Genomic DNA, 17678 nt, shown 5'->3' with positions numbered 1-17678 from the left:
GCCCTGGGGTACAAGGTGAATTGCGCTGAAAGCGCAAGAGAGGGTGCCCTGGGGCAAGCCGGGATCCATGTGTTTGCCAATTCAGGCACAAGGAGCGATTAGATCCCGGCCTGCGCCGGGATGACGGTGTTAGAAATGCAATACATTTACGGTATCCACGCAGTCGACAGTCTGCTGCGCAAAAACCCCCGCTCTGTGCAGCGCCTGTGGGTGCAGCAGGGCCGCGACGACAAGCGGATCAATTCGCTGCTGGAACTGGCCCAGAACCAGGGCGTGCCGGTGGCCCGGGAGCCGCGCCAGGACCTTGACCAGATGGTCAAGGGGCGGCACCAGGGGGTGGTGGCGGAGACCCTGGATGCGCCCCACCACGGCGAGATACGGCATGCCAACCTCTGGCAGGAGGCCGACCTGCTGCGCATGGTCGACGAGAAGGACGGCCCGGTGCTGATCCTGGTGCTGGACGGGGTGACGGACCCCCACAACCTGGGCGCCTGCATGCGCAGTGCCGATGCCGCCGGGGTCGACGCCGTGGTCGTGCCGCGGGACAAATCTGCCGATCTCACGCCGATCGCCCGCAAGGTGGCCTGTGGCGCGGCCGAGGTCGTGCCTTTTGCCCGGGTGACCAATATCGCCCGCACCCTGGAGGCCCTGAAAGCGCGCAATGTGTGGCTGTTCGGCACCGCCGGCGAGGCGGAAAAAACCATATACGACAGTGACTTGACCGGGGCCATGGCGCTGGTCATGGGAGCCGAGGGCGGCGGCTTGCGGCGCCTGACCCGGGAGCACTGCGATTTCCTGGTGAAACTGCCGATGGCCGGCTCGGTGAGCAGCCTCAACGTGTCCGTGGCCACGGGCATCTGCCTGTTCGAGGCGGTCAGGCAGCGGGGGCTCTGGTAATTCAGCGTCGTTCCCCGGGCCTCTCATCACGTCGTTCCCGCTATCGCGGGGACGACAATGCCGGGTGTTGCACCCCCTGCTCAAACTCTATACAATCCGCGCCTCAAAATTTGCCCGGTGGCCCCGCGCTGCCGATCCTCCTTGCTGCACCACCTGATGGGCAGCATTAACCCGTAAGGAGCTACTCAATGCGTCATTACGAAATCGTATTCATGGTCCATCCGGACCAGTCTGAGCAAGTGCCCGGCATGATCGAGCGCTACTCCAACACCATCCAGAAGGACGGCGGCAGCGTGCACCGTCTGGAAGACTGGGGCCGTCGCCAGCTGGCATTCCCCATCAACAAGATCCACAAGGCACACTACGTGCTGATGAACGTGGAAGCGACCAACGACGCCATGGAAGAGCTGACGACCACCTTCCGTTACAACGATGCTGTTATCCGCAACCTGGTTATCCGCCGCGATGAGCCTGTCACCGATGAGTCTTTCATCATGAAGGCGGAGAAAGAGTCGCGCGAGCGCAAGAGCCGTTACGAGGAGCGCAAGGCCGCGGAGGCGAGCAGCGCCGACAAGCCCGCCGAGAAAACAGCAGAGCCGGCTTCTGAAGCCAGCTCCGAAGCGTAATAGAGAGGAGTATTGTCATGGCCCGTTTTTTCCGTCGCCGCAAGTTCTGCAAGTTCACCGCCGAAGGTGTCAAGGAGATCGATTACAAGGATCTCGAGACCCTCAAGGCCTATGTGTCCGAAACCGGCAAGATCGTACCCAGCCGTATTACCGGCACCAAGGCCAAGTACCAGCGCCAGCTGGCGACTGCCGTGAAGCGCGCGCGCTTCCTGGCCCTGCTGCCCTACACGGATTCCCACAAGTAAGAATCCTGTACCCGCGCATTGACACAGCGAGGCCTGGATGAAGGCGATAGCTGAATTTGCCATGCGTGGCCGCTTCCAGGCGCTGGTGCTGACTGTAGCCGGTGCCGGGAGTATTTTGTTTTGCTGGATCAGCGCCGCGGTACTGGCGCTGGTCACCCTGCGCAAGGGCGTGGGGAACGGGGCCCAGTTGTTGTTCTGGGCCCTGCTGCCCTCCGGGGTGTTGTTGTATGCGGTCGGCGATGGCGGCCCGCTGTCACTGCTGGTGGGAACCTGGCTGCTGGCGGCGGTTCTGCGCATCACGGTCAGCCTGCCCATGGCCGTGCTGGCCAGTGTCGTGGTTGGCGCGGCCAGCGCCCTGGCGCTGCTGGCGTTTGGCGGCCAGTACCTGGCGCAGATGGTCTCCGTGTTCGGCGATTTTCTCGCCAACCTGGAGCAGCAGCTGTCCCAGGGCGGCGAGATGGTGCAGCTGGCCCGGCCCACCACGGCGCAAATCGCCGGCATGCTGGGGGCGGGTACCGGACTGATGGCGGTACTGTGCCTGATGCTGGCCCGCTACTGGCAGGCGGCCCTGTACAACCCCGGTGGCTTTGCCAGCGAGTTCGGGCAGCTGCGTTACACACCGGCAGTGGCCGCGGGCCTGGCGCTGGCGGCGGTTGCGCTGTCTGCGCTGGGCCTGGAATACCGCACCTGGGCAGTGATTGCGTTGTTGCCGCTGAACTTTGCCGGACTGGCACTGGTTCATGCGAGGGTCCGGCACAAGGGCCAGGGCACAGGATGGCTGATCGCCTTCTACCTGGCCTGGTTGTTGCTGGATCCGGTGAAATTGATGGTCGTGTTCGCCGCCATCGCCGACAGCTGGTTTGATTTTCGCCAGCGCTGGGCCGGCAAGTCCGGTACCGACATCGGCCCCGGCGAAGACAGTTAACGAATTTTGAAGTAGCGGGAGCACGCTCCCCATAACGAGGAAAGTAAGATGGAAGTCATTTTGCTGGAAAACATCGGCAACCTGGGGAACCTGGGTGACAAGGTTGATGTAAAAGCCGGTTTCGGCCGTAACTACCTGATCCCCCAGGGCAAGGCAGTGCCTGCCACCGCAGATGCGGTCGCCCAGTTCGAAGCCCGTCGTGCCGAGCTGGAAGCCGCAGCCGCGGAAGCGCTGGCCGCTGCCGAAGCCCGTGGCGCCGAACTCAATGCCATGCAGCTGATCACTATCACCGCCAATGCCGGTGAAGAGGGCAAGCTGTTCGGTTCTATCGGTACTCGCGACATCGCCGATGCGGTAACCGCCGCCGGCGTGGAAGTTGACAAGGCGGAAATTCGCCTGCCCGAAGGCGCCCTGCGCGAAGTGGGCGAATACGAAATCGACATCCAGGTGCACGGCGAGGTTACCGCCACCATCGCCCTGGCGGTTGTGCCCGAGTAAGACACGCTGTTGTTCCGGCGAGAGCCGGGACCCGGACAGTTGGAAATGCACCGATCACTGCGTGGCCGGTGCATTTTTTGTGCCCGGCGACAAGGCCCGGCCAGCGTTATCCCTGGGCCAGGCGGCGCAACCAGCGTCATCCCGATATGCCAGAGCATCGCGCAAGCGGGGCCCAGCGTCCCGGGTCCCCGCCACGACGGCAAAAGAATCTGGATTCCCGCCTTCGCGGTAGTCCGACATTTCGGAATGACGGAGGCCGAGTAATTCGTTAATCTGTCCGGCCCGATTACAAATAACCACCCATGGCAGACCTCGACTACCCCGGCAACATCTCCGAGCTCCCCGGCGCCCCCGATGGCGAGGTGGCGCGGATCAAGATGCAGCCCCATTCCCTGGAAGCGGAGCAATCCGTGCTGGGTGGCCTGCTGCTGTCTGCCGATGGCTGGGACTCGGTCGCGGAGGAGGTCGCCGCCAGCGACTTCTACCGGCCCTCACACCGGGTGATTTTTCGCGAAATCGCCCAGCTGGCGGAGGCCGCTGAGCCAATCGACGTCATTACCGTGGCCGACAAGCTGGAAGCCCGGGGCCAGCTGGACGGCGCCGGCGGTCTGCCATACCTCGCCGAACTGGCCCAGAATACCCCCAGCGCCTCCAATATTCGCGCCTACGCCCAGGTGGTGCGCGAGCGCGCCAGCCTGCGCAAGCTGATCGAGGCGGCCCAGGAAATCGCCGATTCCGGCTTCAACCCGGAAGGCCGCACGTCCATGGACCTGATCGACGAGGCCGAGCGCCTGATCATGCAGATCAGCGAGCAGGGACCCAAGTCCGGCGGCCCCCAGGATGTGAACCCGCTGCTGAAAAAAGCCCTGGACCGCATCGACGAACTGTTCAATTCCGGCGGCGACATTACCGGCCTGACCACCGGCTTCCAGGACCTGGACGGCATGACCTCCGGCCTGCAGCCATCGGACCTGGTGATCGTCGCCGGCCGCCCCTCCATGGGTAAAACCAGTTTCGCCATGAACCTGGTGGAAAACGCGGTGCTGGCCCAGGACAAGCCCATCCTGGTGTTCTCCATGGAGATGCCGGCCGACCAGCTGATTGTCCGCATGCTGTCCTCCATCGGCCGCATCGACCAGACCCGTATCCGCAACGGCAAGCTGGAACAGGAGGACTGGCCCAAGCTCACTACCGCGGTCAACAAGCTGCGCGACGTGAAACTGTACATCGACGACACCCCGGCCCTGACCCCCACTGAAGTGCGCAGCCGGGTGCGCAAGGTGGTGCGCGAGAACAACGGCGAACTGGGCATGGTGATGATCGACTACCTGCAACTGATGCAGGTGGCTGGCTCCTCGGAAGGTCGCACCGCGGAGATCTCCGAGATCTCCCGCTCGCTGAAAGCCATCGCCAAGGAATTCGGGGTGCCCATGGTGGCCCTGTCCCAGCTCAACCGCTCCCTGGAACAGCGTCCCAACAAGCGCCCGGTCAACTCCGACCTGCGGGAATCCGGCGCCATCGAGCAGGACGCCGACGTGATCATGTTCATCTACCGGGACGAGGTCTACAACGAGGACTCCCCGGACAAAGGCGTGGCCGAGATCATTATCGGCAAGCAACGTAACGGCCCCATCGGTACCTGCCGGCTGGCCTTTATCGGCCAGTTCACCCGCTTCGAGAACCTGGCCAGGGGCTATGGCGGGGATGAGTACTGATTAGCCGCCATTCCAGCGTAAGCCGGAATCTATCCTTCCAGGCAAATTTCACATCTAATTCGTCCAGGTCATTCCGGCGTATGCCGGAATCTACTAGTTTGCAAGAATCCTCCATGTGGATTCCCAAAAATGGACTTCCAGCCAGCAGTCTACATGCTCGCCAGCAAGCGACACGGCACAATATACATCGGTGTAACAAGTAATTTAGTCCGCCGGATATGGCAACACCGAAATCATGTGACTGCGGGTTTTACGGCCAGGTATTGCGTCAATCGGCTGGTCTGGTTTGAGCTCTGTTCATCGATGTACGATGCGATTCAGTATGAAAAGCGTTTAAAGAACTGGAAACGCGAATGGAAGATCGAGTTGATTGAAGAGAGAAATCCTGCATGGCTGGATCTTTGGGGAGAGGTTAGCTCAGGTTGAGGGTGTGTGGATCCTGGCGTGCGCCGGGATGACGGGCTGAGATAGCATTTATGTGAGGTATGGATTCCGGCTTTCGCCGGAATGACGAGTAGAGATTGCAGTTCCATCAGGCCTGGATCCCGGCGTGCGCCGGCATGACGGGCTGAGATAGCGCTTCTGTGAGATGTGGATTCCGGCTTTCGCCGGAATGACGGAACGAGATATTTTTTCCGTGACCGGTGATTTCTCCCATTATCCCACACGTCCTCCGCCATTCGTCATCCCGGCGCACAAGGTGAATTGCGCTGCAAGCGCAAGAGAGGGTGCCCTGGGGCACGCCGGGATCCACGGCCTGCTACAAGCCCGAACTCTCCCGCAACTTCCTGAGCTCAGCCAGTTGCTCCTCCCGGGTCAGGGGTTCCCCGGTATCCTTTTCCAGCGCCTCGGGCGCCGGCACCTCGAGTTTCTCGCCCCGCAGCACCGCCGCGCAGTATTTCTGGTAGTGCCCGCGGTACACTGGCCAGGTCCGTCGCTCCTCGTTGTTGGCGAGAAAAAACCAGTCGCTGTCCCGGCCCGCCAGATAGACCGCCGGGTGGCTCCAGGGCTGGGCTGATTTGGGTGAGGGCGCCTGGCAGGCCTCGACGTAGGCGTCGTGGGGGGCGGGCAGGCCTAGCTCCACCAGGCCCGCCTGGCAGCACTCGATCATGCGGTGCAGGGTGGGCAGGTACTCGCTGTTCTCGATAGCGTGTTTGGCGCCCTTGAGGATCTGTTCCACCGGGAAATCCGCCAGCGATTCCAGCCAAAGTTTCTTGATCTGCTTGAGCTGGCTGGCGTCCGGGTAGGCGGCGTAGTACTGGTTGTGGTAGTTGAGGCGAAACAGGGCAAAGACCTGGTTGATGGCCTCGACGTGGCCTTCACTGGCCGGGCGTTTCTGCTCAGCTCGCCCAGCTGGTGTCGGTGAGGTCGTCTTCGAGGCTTCTATCCCTTGTGCGACCTGTTGAATGAGTTCCCTGCTGTCCGCCATGGCTGGTATCCGATTGTTGCAGTTGGTGGCGCTTGGCCCAGTGGTATTTTACATGTTGCAGGAACTTGCTGTTCCAGGAGGTGTGCGCCTGGTTGGAGTCCTTCCAGTAAACGATGAATTCCGGCAGCAGCTCGCGGGCAAAGTCCAGGTCGATGTGCGACATGCGCAGGATATCGTAAACATCGGCGCTGGGCTGCCAGTGGTCGACGATGCGTTTCGGCTCGGTGCTGTGCTCCAGGCTGGAGGTGTAGCGGGCCCACTGGATGCGAATGTGCTGGATGAACTTCGAGTTGAGCTCCTTCGGCGCGGCCCCGCGTTCCCGCCAGTAGAGGATGAACTCGGGGATGGCCTGCTCGATAAAGTCGGCGGAAATGCCGCCGCGCTGCATAATCTCCAGCGCGTCCGCGCTCGGGCGCCAGTGGTTGTCCAGAGCCCTGGGCTGGCTGACCTCGAAGCTGGACGCCCGGCTCTGCTGCCGCCGGCGCCAGTTGTTGGTGACGTGCTGGCGGAACTTGTTCTCCCAGGCGTGGGAGGTCTCGCCGCGTTCGCGCCAGTAAAAGATGAAATCTTCCAGTTGGTCCAGGGCAAACTGCCGGGGTATGTTGTGGTTCAGGGCAAGCAGCTGCAGCAGGTCCTCGCTGGGGGACCAGTGCACCGGCAGCAGCCCGGCGCTGCGCCGGGCGGGGGGCGGCGGTGGCTCCGGCGCTGGCGGCGGCTGGCTGTGGAGCACCGGTTCGTTGAGGGCGAATACCAGTTTTTCGCAGCTGTGCAGGGGCGGAGAGTCCATCAGGATCACGCCCTTGTCCACCAGGCTGCGGCTGATGCGGTGCAGGTCCACCGCGTTCCAGAAGGGCAGTGAGGTCAGCAGGTACTCACGGCCGATGCTCAGCCAGGCATAGCTGCCGCGCAGCTGGTGCTCCCGGTGCTCGAACAGCTGCTGCAGGTGTTGCAGCAAAATGGCCTCCTCCAGGCCGATAGTCGCCGCCAGGCCGGGGGAAAAAACCAGCTGTCGTTCGGGGACCAGGGAGGAATTGGACATGGTGGTAACAGGCGTGATGGATGGTCTGATAGGATACCGGGGTTGATTCGGGACTTACAGTAAAAACACGCGGGCGCGCCAAGTGCGCCCCAGGCGACTACGCCTTATCGTTCACAATGTCACCCCGGCGAACGCCGGGGTCCACCGGGCTGGGGTTTCCCCCGGGTTCAAGAATGGATCCCGGCGTGCGCCGGGATGACAGCTGACACCGGGATGACAGTTGACACCGGGATGACAGCTGACATCGGGATGACCGCCGGCCTGATGGATTCCGGCGTGGCCCAGGGCACCCTCTATGGCGCCTGCGGCGCAATGCACCGCGTTTGCCGGGGTGGCGGGTAATGAAGAGGTAAACATTGGCCAAACAAAAAACAGCATTCGTCTGCAACGACTGCGGCTCTGACTACGCCAAGTGGCAGGGCCAGTGTTCGGACTGCGGGCAGTGGAACACCATCAGCGAGATCAGGCTGGGTCCCGCCCGGGCAGGGGGGGCGAAGGGCGCCGGCCGCGCCGGCAGCGGCGTTACCGCCAGCCGGGCGGGTTTTGCCGGCGCCCTGGCCAGTGCCCAGGTGCTCAAGGATATCGATCTTGCGGACCTGCCGCGCTTTTCCTCCGGCACGGGGGAGTTTGACCGGGTGCTGGGCGGCGGCCTGGTGCCCGGTTCCGCGGTGCTGGTGGGGGGCAACCCCGGCGCCGGCAAGAGTACCCTGCTGCTGCAGACCATGTGCCACCTGGCGCAGTCCATGGAGGCCCTGTACATCACCGGCGAGGAGTCCCTGCAGCAGGTCGCCATGCGCGCCCAGCGCCTGCAGTTGCCCGTCGACCGGCTCAGGCTGATGTCCGAGACCAACGTGGAAACCATTGCCGCCGCCGCCGGGGAGTTCAAGCCGAAAGTGCTGGTGGTGGACTCCATCCAGGTGGTGCATAGCGACGAGATCGCCTCGGCCCCGGGCAGCGTGTCCCAGGTGCGTGAATGCGCCGCCTACCTCACCCGCTTTGCCAAACACAGCGGCACGGTACTGTTCCTGGTGGGCCATGTGACCAAGGACGGTTCCCTCGCCGGGCCCAAGGTGCTGGAGCATATGATCGACTGCTCGATCCTGCTGGAGGGCACCCACGATTCCCGTTTCCGTACCCTGCGCGGGCAGAAAAACCGCTTTGGCGCGGTCAACGAGCTGGGCGTATTCGCCATGACCGGGCAGGGCCTGCGCGAGGTCAGGAACCCCTCCGCCATATTCCTCGATCGCAGCAGCGAACCGGCCTCGGGATCGGCGGTGATGGTGGTGTGGGAGGGCACCCGGCCGTTGCTGGTGGAAATCCAGGCGCTGGTGGACGACAGCCAGCTGGGTAACCCGCGCCGCGTGGCCGTGGGCCTGGAACAGAACCGGCTGGCCATGCTGCTGGCGGTGCTGCACCGCCACGGCGGCTTGCAGGTGGGCGACCAGGACGTGTTCGCCAACGTGGTGGGCGGGGTGAAAGTGCTGGAAACCAGCGCCGACCTGGCCCTGTTGCTGGCCATCGTCTCCAGCTTTCGCGACCGGCAGCTGCCCCGCGACATGGTGATTTTCGGCGAGGTCGGCCTGTCCGGTGAGATTCGCCCGGTGCCCTCGGGCCAGGAGCGCCTGGCCGAGGCCGCCAAGCACGGCTTCAAGCGCGCCATCGTGCCGCGGGCCAATGCCCCCAGGGCAGACATTGCCGGGATGAAAGTCATCGGGGTGAGCAAATTGAGTGAGGCGCTGGCCGCGGTGGAGTAAGCGCCGCGCCGATCCAGCCCCTGGCCGGGCGGCTGCCCGGCGCAGCCTCTAGTCCGGGCCGGCTTCCAGTCGCGCCAGTTCCTCTTCCAGGCTGGCGATATCCATGTGCTGGCCGAGCAGCGCCATCAGCGGCTCGATGTTCTCCCGGTCCACGTGCTGCACCGAGAAACCCAGCCGGCCCGCTTCCACGTGCTGCAGGTAGGCATACAGTTCCAGCTCCTTGCCGTCCTCCAGCTTGATCACCAGGGTGAAGGGCTCGTTGTACTGGGCATCCCACAGATCGGGCTGGTCGGTGGCCACTCCTGACAGGGATACATCGATCAGCCGCTGCGGCCACATGCTGCCCCCCTGGTGGACTTCCACCGGCAAGTCCAGGGCAACGCGGGTAAAGCGGCGCCGCTCGTTGCGAATTTCAGTCATGCTCGAACCTTATTGTCATGCGTGGGATTACTATAGCGCCGGCACGGTGGTTTGGCGATAGCCGGACGCTATATAGACAGCCGCCGACGGGACGGTGTCTAATACCGGTTTAGCACCCCGGGGAGCGGGCGTTGCCAGCTTTCAAGTACAAAGCGTTTATCAGCTACAGCCATGAGGATGAGGCGATCGCGCGCTGGCTGCACCGGGCGCTGGAAAGCTATCGCCCGCCACGCGGCGCGCAGGCGCCAGCCGCCGCGAGCCCCCACAGTAGCAACTACCCCCTGCGGCCGATATTCCGCGACCAGGAGGAACTGGTGGCCGCCGCCAACCTCAGCAACAGCCTGGTCGAGGCCCTGCGGCAGTCCGAGTACCTGATCGTCATCTGCTCGCCCAGCGCTGCCCGCTCCCACTGGACCGGCCAGGAAATCATCGAGTTCAAGAAAATCCACGGCGCCGACAACATCATTGCGGTCATCGCCGAGGGCGACCCCGGGCAGAGCTTCCCGGCGCCCCTGCGCCAGCAGGTACTGCCCAGCGGGGAGATCGGCGCGGCGGTGCTGGAGCCGCTGGCGGCGGATATACAGGGTGGCAGGAGCAGCCGCCGCCTCGCCCTGCACAAGGTGGCAGCCACCCTGCTGGGGGTCGACCTGGACCGCCTGGTGCAGCGCGAGGCCCAGCGGCGCTACCGCTTCCTGGCCCTGGTCGCTGCGGCGACCACGGTGGGCATGGTGGCGATGGGCTGGCTCACCTACACGGCGGTCGACCAGCGGCGGGCAGCGGATGCGGCGCGGCTGCTGGCGGACCAGTCCCGGCTATTGGCGGAACAGCGGCGCGAGGACGCCGAGGGCCTGATCGAGTTTATGCTCGGCGACCTGCGGCAAAAATTGCAGCCGGTTGGCCGTCTCGACGTGCTCGACTCGGTCGGCGCCAAGGCGCTGGAATACTATGCCGGCCAGGAACAGCAAACGTTGTCCGCCGATTCCCTGGGCCGCCGCGCCCGGGCCCTGCATTTGCTGGGCGAGATCAGCGATATGAAGGGCGACACGGAGGCTGCCGAGGATCGTTTCAGCCTGGCGGCGGAATCCACCCGCCTGCTGATGGAGGCAAACCCGCAGGATCCGCGGCACATTTTCAATCACGCCCAGAGCGTGTTCTGGGTGGGTATGGTGGACTACCAGCAGGGGCGCTTTGCCGAGGCCCGGGTTTCCTTTGAACAATACCTGCACTACGCAGAGCAGCTGCTGGGCATGGCGCCGGATGAACCTGAATGGCTGCTGGAGGTGTTTTACGGCCACCAGGCCCTGGGGGGGCTGGCGGTGGAAGTGCAGAACTGGGCCGCGGCCGAGACCAGCCTGGTGAGTGCGGTCGATACCCTGCGCGAGTTGCGCCGCCAGGGCGAGCCGCACCTGCTGGAGTGGGCGGGTATCCACTCCTGGCTGTTCAGTGTCTACCTGCACCAGAAACACTTCGATCGCGCCCGGCAGCACAACCAGGAGGAGGTCAAGGCCTTCGGACAGATACTGGCGGCTGACCCCTCCGATTACACGGCCCGCCTGCAACTGGTGATCGCCCGGCGCGGCGGGGCGCAGCTGGCGATGATCGGCGGCGACCCGGGGGCCGCGCTGACGCTGCTGGAACCGCTGGCCAGGGAACTCGAAGCGCTGGCAGCCTTTGAGCCGGATCAGACCCAGACCGTGGAGCAGGCAGTATTGTTGCTGCAGGATCTGGCGGAGGTCAGGCTGGCCCGTGGTGAGCTGGCGCTGGCGGCTGAACTGGCGCAGAACTGTCTGCAGCAGGCGCAAAACCTGGTGCAGCGCGATGACTCCATCCTGGTCTGGCAGGTGGAGCTGGACTGGAAGTGCCGCTACCTCGCGGCGCGGACGGCTTATTTACAGGGCGAGGTGGAAGTGGCACAGCGCCTGCTCGATTCCTACTACCCGCAGCTCGCAGCTGACTACGCACAACTGTCGGCCCAAAAGGAGGCGCCACTGCTGTTGGGGCAGAGCAGCTTGTTACGGGGAGATATTGTCTATACTCAGGGGCGCGAGAGCGACGCCCGGGAGCTCTGGTCCCGGGCGGACGCGGTGCTCAGCGGGGATGTAGAGGCCCTGGAGCCGCGGCGTATTGCCACGCTGGCAGCGGTGGCGAGTCGTCTCGGCCTGCGCCAGCGGGCCGCGGCGCTGGCCGCCTACCTGCGCAAGGTCGAGTATCGCTACCCCGGGCTTGAATCCGGCGCTGACTGACTGCAGCGCCGCGTTGGCGGCCGACGGGAAACTGGAGTTGAACAGGGAGGGCAACAACAATGCCTAAAAAAGCAGTTCTCAACGTGAAGATTAGTTCCATCACCACGGACGGCAGTGATGCCAGCGCCACTTATACCGCTACCAGGGCCGAGAGTTCCGGCGGCGGTAAAAGCCCCCCGAGCGTGCTGGCCAATGGCGATGTCACTGTCTTTGAAGACACCAACGTGACCTTCGAGCTGGAGACGGCAGGTTTTACCTTCCCGGCCAATGGCGCGGCGGTGATCCGCCTCAAGGACAATGCCGGGACCTGGCATGATGTCAGCCCGGGGGACACGTTCGAGACCTTTACCATCGCCGCCGACCAGCCGGGCAACAACGATACCGAACTGGAACTGGAGGACGATGCCTCCGACGGCACCTCAGCGGGTGTCACCCATCCCTACAACCTGTTCGTCGTTAGCGGCGGCACCACCTTTACCCTGGACCCGAATTTCATTAACAGGAACTAGATCGCGGGGCCCGCGGGCCCCGCGCCGCTTATTTCAATTTGCGGTACTTCACCCGGTGGGGCTGGTCCGCCGCCGCACCCAGGCGCTTTTTACGGTCCTCCTCGTAGTCACTGAAATTGCCCTCGTGGAACACCACGCCGCCGTCGTCCTCGTAGGCCAGGATGTGGGTGGCGATGCGGTCCAGGAACCAGCGGTCGTGGGAGATGACCATGGCCGAGCCGGGGAAGGCCAGCAGGGCCTCTTCCAGGGCGCGCAGGGTTTCCACGTCCAGGTCGTTGGTGGGCTCGTCCAGCAGCAGCACGTTGGCGCCCTGCTTGAGCAGCTTGGCCAGGTGCAGGCGGTTGCGCTCACCACCAGAGAGGTCTTTCACGTATTTCTGCTGGTCCGAGCCCTTGAAGTTGAAGCGTCCGCAGTAGGAGCGTGAAGGCACCTCGTAGTTGCCGATACGGATGATGTCGTTGCCGTCGGAGATCTCCTCCCACACGGTCTTGCTGCCGTCCAGGTCGTCGCGGGACTGGTCGACGTAGCCCAGCTTCACGGTTTCGCCGACTTTTACCTCGCCGCCATCGGGCTGCTCCTGGCCGACCATGATCTTGAACAGGGTCGACTTACCCATGCCGTTGGCACCGATGATGCCGACGATGGAACCGGGGGGCACTACAAAGCTGACGTCATCGAACAGCAGTCGGTCACCGAAGGTTTTCTTCAGCTTGCTCACCTCGATGACGTTGTCGCCCAGGCGGGGGCCGGGTGGAATGTAGATCTCGTTGGTCTCGTTGCGGCTCTGGAATTCCTGTGACTGCAGCTCGTCAAAGCGGGCCAGGCGGGCCTTGCTTTTGGCCTGGCGACCCTTGGGATTGGAGCGCACCCACTCCAGCTCCGCCTTGATGGCTTTCTGGTGGGAGGCTTCCTGGCGCTTTTCCTGCTCCAGGCGCTTTTCCTTGGCGTCCAGCCAGTCGGAGTAGTTACCCTCATAGGGAATGCCATAGCCCCGGTCCAGTTCCAGGATCCAGCCGGCGGCATTGTCGAGGAAGTAGCGGTCGTGGGTAATGGCCACCACGGTGCCCGGGAAGTCCTCCAGGAAGCGCTCCAGCCAGGCCACGGATTCGGCGTCCAGGTGGTTGGTGGGCTCGTCCAGCAGGATCATGTCGGGGCTGGACAGCAGCAGGCGGCACAGGGCCACCCGCCGGCGTTCACCGCCTGACAGGGTGGTCACGTCGGCGTCCCAGGGCGGCAGGCGCAGGGCGTCGGCGGCCACCTCCAGCTTGTGCTCCAGGTTGTGGGCATCGGTGGCCTGGATGATGTCCTCCAGCCGCGCCTGCTCTTTGGCCAGGGCGTCGAAATCGGCATCCGGCTCGGCGTAGTCGGCGTAGACCTTCTCCAGGCCCGCCAGCGCGTCTATCGCCTCCTGCACGCCCTCCTCGACGTTGCCGCGCACGTCCTTGGCCGGATCCAGCTGCGGCTCCTGGGGCAGGTAGCCGATCTTGATGCCGGGCTGGGGGCGGGCCTCGCCAACAATGTCGGTATCAATTCCCGCCATGATGCGCAGCAGGGTGGACTTGCCGGCCCCGTTGAGGCCCAGCACGCCGATCTTGGCGCCGGGGAAAAAGGACAGGGAGATGTCTTTGAGGATTTCTTTCCTGGGCGGCACGATCTTGCCGACCCGGTTCATGGTGTAAACGTATTGGGCCATTGTGTTGGGATTTCCGGGCTGTGAGTTAGCAGGGGCGGATTCTAGCAGCGCAGTGGGTTGGCGTCATGTGGGCGGAGGGGATGGATTCCGCCTCAAACGCGCTCGGCGGCGGCACGTGGGCTGGGGTACGCGCCAAGACCAGGTCCTTCCCAAAGAAGGCCGCTGGATTTCGGTGTGCCGGACCACGGCTTGCGCCGGAATGACGGGGTCAGGAAACGGGTTCCCCGAGCCGCGCCACGTCCACCGACACGCTCAGCTGCGGGTTATCCCCACCGCCAAAAATCACCCCCTTCACCGGCGTGACATCGAGATAATCCCGGCCGAAGGCGGTGACGATATGCTGGTTGTGGGCGGCGGTGTCGTTGGTGGGGTCGAACTCCACCCAGCCCTCGTCCGGGCAGTAGTAGGCGACCCAGGCGTGGGTGGCGTCGGCCCCGACCAGCTTTTCTTCCCCCGGCGCCGGCAGGGTTTCGATGTAGCCGGACACGTACTTGGCGGGGATGCCCATGGCCCGCAGGCAGCCGACCTGCAGGTGGGCGAAGTCCTGGCATACGCCGCGGCGGTGCGCCAGCACCTCGGCCAGGGGCGTGGCGATGGTAGTGAAATCCGGGTCGTAGGTGAAGTCGCGGAAAATCCGGCTGGTCAGGTGGGCCACGCAGGACTTGAGCGACGTCTCCGGGACAAAGGACTTCCCGGCGTACTGCGCCAGTTCCGCGCCGGCCTCGACCATGGGCGAGTCCAGCAGGTACTCGCGCGCGTCCAGCGCCTGCGGGCTGCGGTCGTTGTGGATTTGCTGCAACGCCTGCCCGTAGGAGATCCCCAGGTCCAGGTTGAGCACCTGGTCCGGGTGGGATACCTGGATCTCGCTCTCCACCGAGATCACCAGCTCCTTGTGCGCTCGCTGGATTTCAAAGTGGTAGGCCTGGTTGCCGAAGTAATCACTGCGGATGCGGGTCACCGCCGGCTGCGGCGACACGGTCACCCGGCTGCTCAGGCACTTCTGGCGCCGGGTGTCCCGGGGCAGTACGTAGGCCAGGTTATAGCAGGAGGTGACCCTGGCGGCATAGCGATAGCGGGTGCTGTGGCGGACCCGGTAGCGCATCAGCCAACCCCCCGTATGGTGCCGAACAGCTGCTGCGGCCCGGAGCGGTGATCGAAGTGCTTGTCGCTGATGCAGCGGCTGAATTCCCGCAGCAGAGCGCCGAGCTGGGTCATCAGGGTGTTCATTTCCGGTCGGGTATGACCGCTGATCTGCAGCAGGTGCGGCAGGCGGCTCAGCTTGAGGGTGGAGGTCGCTTCCAGCAGGGCGCGGGCCTCCTCGTCCAGCTCGCCGGCGGCGGGGTCGGACCGGGGCAGCTCCTGCAGGTGCTCCTCCAGCCGCGCCAGCTGGAATATCAGCGAGCGCGGGTTGCTGGGGTCCAGCAGCACCAGCTCCATGCCGAGCTCCATACCGCGCCGCTCCCGCCCGCGGCGGCGGTAGGTCATCAGCGCCTCCATGGCGGTGAGCATGGCGGTGAGCAGAGTGCCCTGGTCCGCTTCGCCGCCCACCGGGGTCATCAGTCCCTTGATGGTGGTAATGGTCTGCAGGGCGCGCTCGATGCGTTTGCCCATGTCCATGAAGCGCCAGCCCACGCCGCGAATCATGGACTCCTGGGTCAGGCCGGAGAGACCGGCCAGGGCGGTGACCAGGGGGTCCAGGGCCTCTTCCGGCGCCGAAGCCAGGCCGCCCACCAGGTCGGCGTCAAGGTCGTCGAGGGCATCCCGCAGGTCGTTGATCACCCGGATGGTATCAGTGGACAGGGATTCCTTGGATTCTTCCGCGGCCCGCAGCATGGATTCCAGGGTGGAGCGCACGCTGCCGCTGCGGTTGCCGTCGCGGACGATTTGCAGCAGCTCCTGTTCCGGGTCGGCGAGCTGTTCCGGGCTGGCGGTGGTGAAGCCGGGCAGGGTGTAGGTGGTCTCGGACACCGTCTGCAGCAGGATGCGCTGGGCCTCGGGGCTGATGGGATCCTCGCCGTTGAGCAGCACGAATACGGTGCGCAGCAGGCGCATGGAGGCCTCGGCGCGCTCGGCGTAGCGCCCCATCCAGTAGAGGTTTTCCACCACCCGGCTGGGCAGGCTGTTGGCCTGGGTCTCCGGCACGCTGCGCGGGCTGTCCTCGGCGAGGTCTGCCTGCAGTATGCGCTCCGGCTCGGAGGCGGTAATCCAGGTATCCTTGGACGGGCTGCCCTCCTGCATACTGATGAACTGGCCGTCGGTGGCGGTGGCGATGCGGGTGAGCCCGCCGGGCAATACCATGTAGGAACTGTCGGTGGCCACGGCGAAGGTGCGCAGCAGTTTGGGCCTGGGTTCCAGGGCAGTGCCGCTGAAGGCGGGGATGCAGGGCTTGGCCAGCCGCGGCTGGGCCACGTAGTGATAGCGGTGGCGATGGATGTCCGCCAGCAGGGCCTGCCTGCGGCTGGCGTCCAGGTCACCGCCGTAGACGCTGGCGTGGCCCCCCGCCCGCCAGGCGCGCTTGATGATCAGCTGGTCGATGTTCTGCACAATGTGGGCCAGGTCCCTGTCGTCACCGGCCCAGTAGGTCTGCACCGAGGCCAGGCGCAGTTCCCGGCCCAGCAGCTGGGTGGCGATGTTGGGCAGGTACTTCAGCAGGATGGCGTTTTCCAGCACGCCGCTGCCCAGGGGGTTGGCAATCACCAGGCGGCCGTTGCGCACGATCTCCAGCAATCCGGGTACCCCCAGCCGGGAGTCCGGGCGCAGTTCCACCGGGTCGCAGAACTCGTCATCCACCCGGCGCAGCAGCACCTCCACCCGTTTGAGGCCATCCAGGGACTTCATCCACAGGCAGCCGTTGCGCACTACCAGGTCGCCGCTCTGCACCAGTGACAGGCCCATGTAGTTGGCGAGGTAGGCGTGCTCGAAGTAGGTCTCGTTGTGGGCCCCGGGGGTCAGCAGGGCGATGCGGGGAATGTCGCCAGAGGGTGACAGGGAGCTCAGCTTCAGGCGCAGCCGCTGGTAGAAGCTGGCGATCCGGTGCACATGGCTGTCGCGGTAGAGGCTGGGAAAGACCCGCGACATCACCGTGCGGTTTTCCAGCACGTAGCCGGCGCCGGAGGGCGCCTGGGTGCGGTCAGAGAGCACGCACATGCTGCCGTCGGCCTGGCGCACCATGTCCACCGCGTGCAGGATCAGCTCATGCTCGCCGGGAATCTGCATACCCTGGCAGGCGCGCAGGAAACCGCCGTGGCTGAACAGGGCTTCCGGCGGCAGGGCGCCGTGGCGAATCAGGTCGCGGGGGCCGTACAGGTCGCGCAGGATCAGGTTGAACAGTTCCGACCGTTCCACCAGCCCGGCTTCAATGCGGGCCCAGTCCTCGCTGTCGATCACGTAGGGCACCGGATCCAGCGCCCAGCTGTTGCTGGCGCTGCCCGGTTTGCCGTAAATGTTGTAGCTGGCGCCATCGTCGCGGAGGATGCGGCGGGCCTTCTGCTCCCGCTGGCGCATGGCCGCCGCGCCCAGGTTGCCGATGCTGCCCAGCAGGTAGTCCCAGCCGGGCTTGAGGGCGCCGCTGGCGTCCCGGACGTCGTCCAGTACCCCGGGGCCAGGCTGGTACTCCAGCGGTTCTGCGGGCGTCGCCACCGGGCTTTGATTCATCGACTGTGACTGGTTCATAGGCCTCGTTTCT

Annotated in this window: 15 protein-coding genes and 1 pseudogene; 10 read left to right on the top strand and 6 right to left on the bottom strand. The window is 64.6% G+C overall.

What is annotated here, in order from left to right; translation table 11 throughout:
• Window positions 1–135 precede the first annotated feature (135 nt).
• The 7 genes and pseudogenes from rlmB to DWB85_RS19945 form a co-directional block, all read left to right on the top strand.
• A complete protein-coding gene (rlmB, locus tag DWB85_RS08175; RefSeq protein ID WP_239017262.1) occupies window positions 136–897 on the top strand; it encodes a 23S rRNA (guanosine(2251)-2'-O)-methyltransferase RlmB in 762 nt (253 codons plus the stop codon).
• A 188-nt stretch (window positions 898–1085) separates the two neighbouring features.
• The gene (gene rpsF, locus DWB85_RS08170) at window positions 1086–1523 is read left to right on the top strand and encodes a 30S ribosomal protein S6 (protein WP_117953728.1); all 438 of its coding nucleotides are present in this window, start codon (window positions 1086–1088) and stop codon (window positions 1521–1523) included.
• Window positions 1524–1540: 17 nt separating this feature from the next.
• Entirely contained in the window at window positions 1541–1768 is a 228-nt protein-coding gene (gene rpsR / locus DWB85_RS08165; RefSeq protein WP_117953727.1) for a 30S ribosomal protein S18, read from the top strand.
• 37 nt (window positions 1769–1805) lie between these two features.
• Window positions 1806–2693 carry a hypothetical protein gene (locus DWB85_RS08160; RefSeq protein WP_117953726.1) on the top strand — a complete coding sequence of 296 codons (888 nt, stop codon included), beginning with the start codon at window positions 1806–1808 and terminating at the stop codon, window positions 2691–2693.
• Between the two features lie 48 nt (window positions 2694–2741).
• Window positions 2742–3191 carry a 50S ribosomal protein L9 gene (gene rplI, locus DWB85_RS08155; RefSeq protein ID WP_117953725.1) on the top strand — a complete coding sequence of 150 codons (450 nt, stop codon included), beginning with the start codon at window positions 2742–2744 and terminating at the stop codon, window positions 3189–3191.
• Window positions 3192–3493: 302 nt separating this feature from the next.
• Complete coding sequence (gene dnaB / locus DWB85_RS08150; protein ID WP_117953724.1) at window positions 3494–4906, top strand: replicative DNA helicase; 1413 nt, start codon at window positions 3494–3496, stop codon at window positions 4904–4906.
• 129 nt (window positions 4907–5035) lie between these two features.
• A pseudogene (locus tag DWB85_RS19945) lies at window positions 5036–5206 on the top strand (GIY-YIG nuclease family protein); the annotation flags it as partial.
• A 460-nt stretch (window positions 5207–5666) separates the two neighbouring features.
• Here DWB85_RS19945 and DWB85_RS08140 read toward each other — a convergent pair.
• Entirely contained in the window at window positions 5667–6335 is a 669-nt protein-coding gene (locus DWB85_RS08140) for a replication protein P (protein ID WP_239017260.1), read from the bottom strand.
• Entirely contained in the window at window positions 6247–7374 is a 1128-nt protein-coding gene (locus DWB85_RS08130) for a DnaT-like ssDNA-binding domain-containing protein (protein WP_117953721.1), read from the bottom strand. Before DWB85_RS08130 ends, DWB85_RS08140 begins: the two co-directional genes overlap by 89 nt.
• 356 nt (window positions 7375–7730) lie before the next feature.
• Here DWB85_RS08130 and radA point away from each other — a divergent pair, with 356 nt between their 5' ends.
• Complete coding sequence (gene radA, locus DWB85_RS08125) at window positions 7731–9128, top strand: DNA repair protein RadA (RefSeq protein ID WP_117953720.1); 1398 nt, start codon at window positions 7731–7733, stop codon at window positions 9126–9128.
• 48 nt (window positions 9129–9176) lie between these two features.
• Here the strand turns inward: radA and DWB85_RS08120 are convergent, their stop codons facing one another.
• On the bottom strand, window positions 9177–9548 hold the full coding sequence (locus tag DWB85_RS08120) for a PilZ domain-containing protein (RefSeq protein WP_117953719.1): 372 nt from the start codon (window positions 9546–9548) through the stop codon (window positions 9177–9179).
• Window positions 9549–9679: 131 nt separating this feature from the next.
• Here DWB85_RS08120 and DWB85_RS08115 point away from each other — a divergent pair, with 131 nt between their 5' ends.
• Entirely contained in the window at window positions 9680–11791 is a 2112-nt protein-coding gene (locus DWB85_RS08115) for a toll/interleukin-1 receptor domain-containing protein (protein WP_117953718.1), read from the top strand.
• 59 nt (window positions 11792–11850) lie between these two features.
• Entirely contained in the window at window positions 11851–12300 is a 450-nt protein-coding gene (locus DWB85_RS08110) for a hypothetical protein (RefSeq protein WP_133300585.1), read from the top strand.
• 28 nt (window positions 12301–12328) lie between these two features.
• Here DWB85_RS08110 and ettA read toward each other — a convergent pair whose 3' ends face one another.
• From ettA to DWB85_RS08095, 3 genes are all read right to left on the bottom strand, one after another.
• Window positions 12329–13993 carry an energy-dependent translational throttle protein EttA gene (ettA, locus tag DWB85_RS08105; protein ID WP_117953716.1) on the bottom strand — a complete coding sequence of 555 codons (1665 nt, stop codon included), beginning with the start codon at window positions 13991–13993 and terminating at the stop codon, window positions 12329–12331.
• Between the two features lie 208 nt (window positions 13994–14201).
• A complete protein-coding gene (locus DWB85_RS08100; protein WP_117953715.1) occupies window positions 14202–15095 on the bottom strand; it encodes a transglutaminase family protein in 894 nt (297 codons plus the stop codon).
• Complete coding sequence (locus DWB85_RS08095) at window positions 15095–17665, bottom strand: circularly permuted type 2 ATP-grasp protein (protein WP_117953714.1); 2571 nt, start codon at window positions 17663–17665, stop codon at window positions 15095–15097. The genes DWB85_RS08100 and DWB85_RS08095 overlap by 1 nt, the downstream gene beginning before the upstream one ends.
• Between the last annotated feature and the right edge of the window lie 13 nt (window positions 17666–17678).

This window comes from Seongchinamella sediminis (assembly GCF_003457605.1).
Classification (GTDB): Bacteria; Pseudomonadota; Gammaproteobacteria; order Pseudomonadales; family Halieaceae; genus Halioglobus; species Halioglobus sediminis.
The sequence above is the reverse complement of the archived record's forward strand: the minus strand, read 5'-3'. Positions and strand labels throughout refer to the sequence as shown.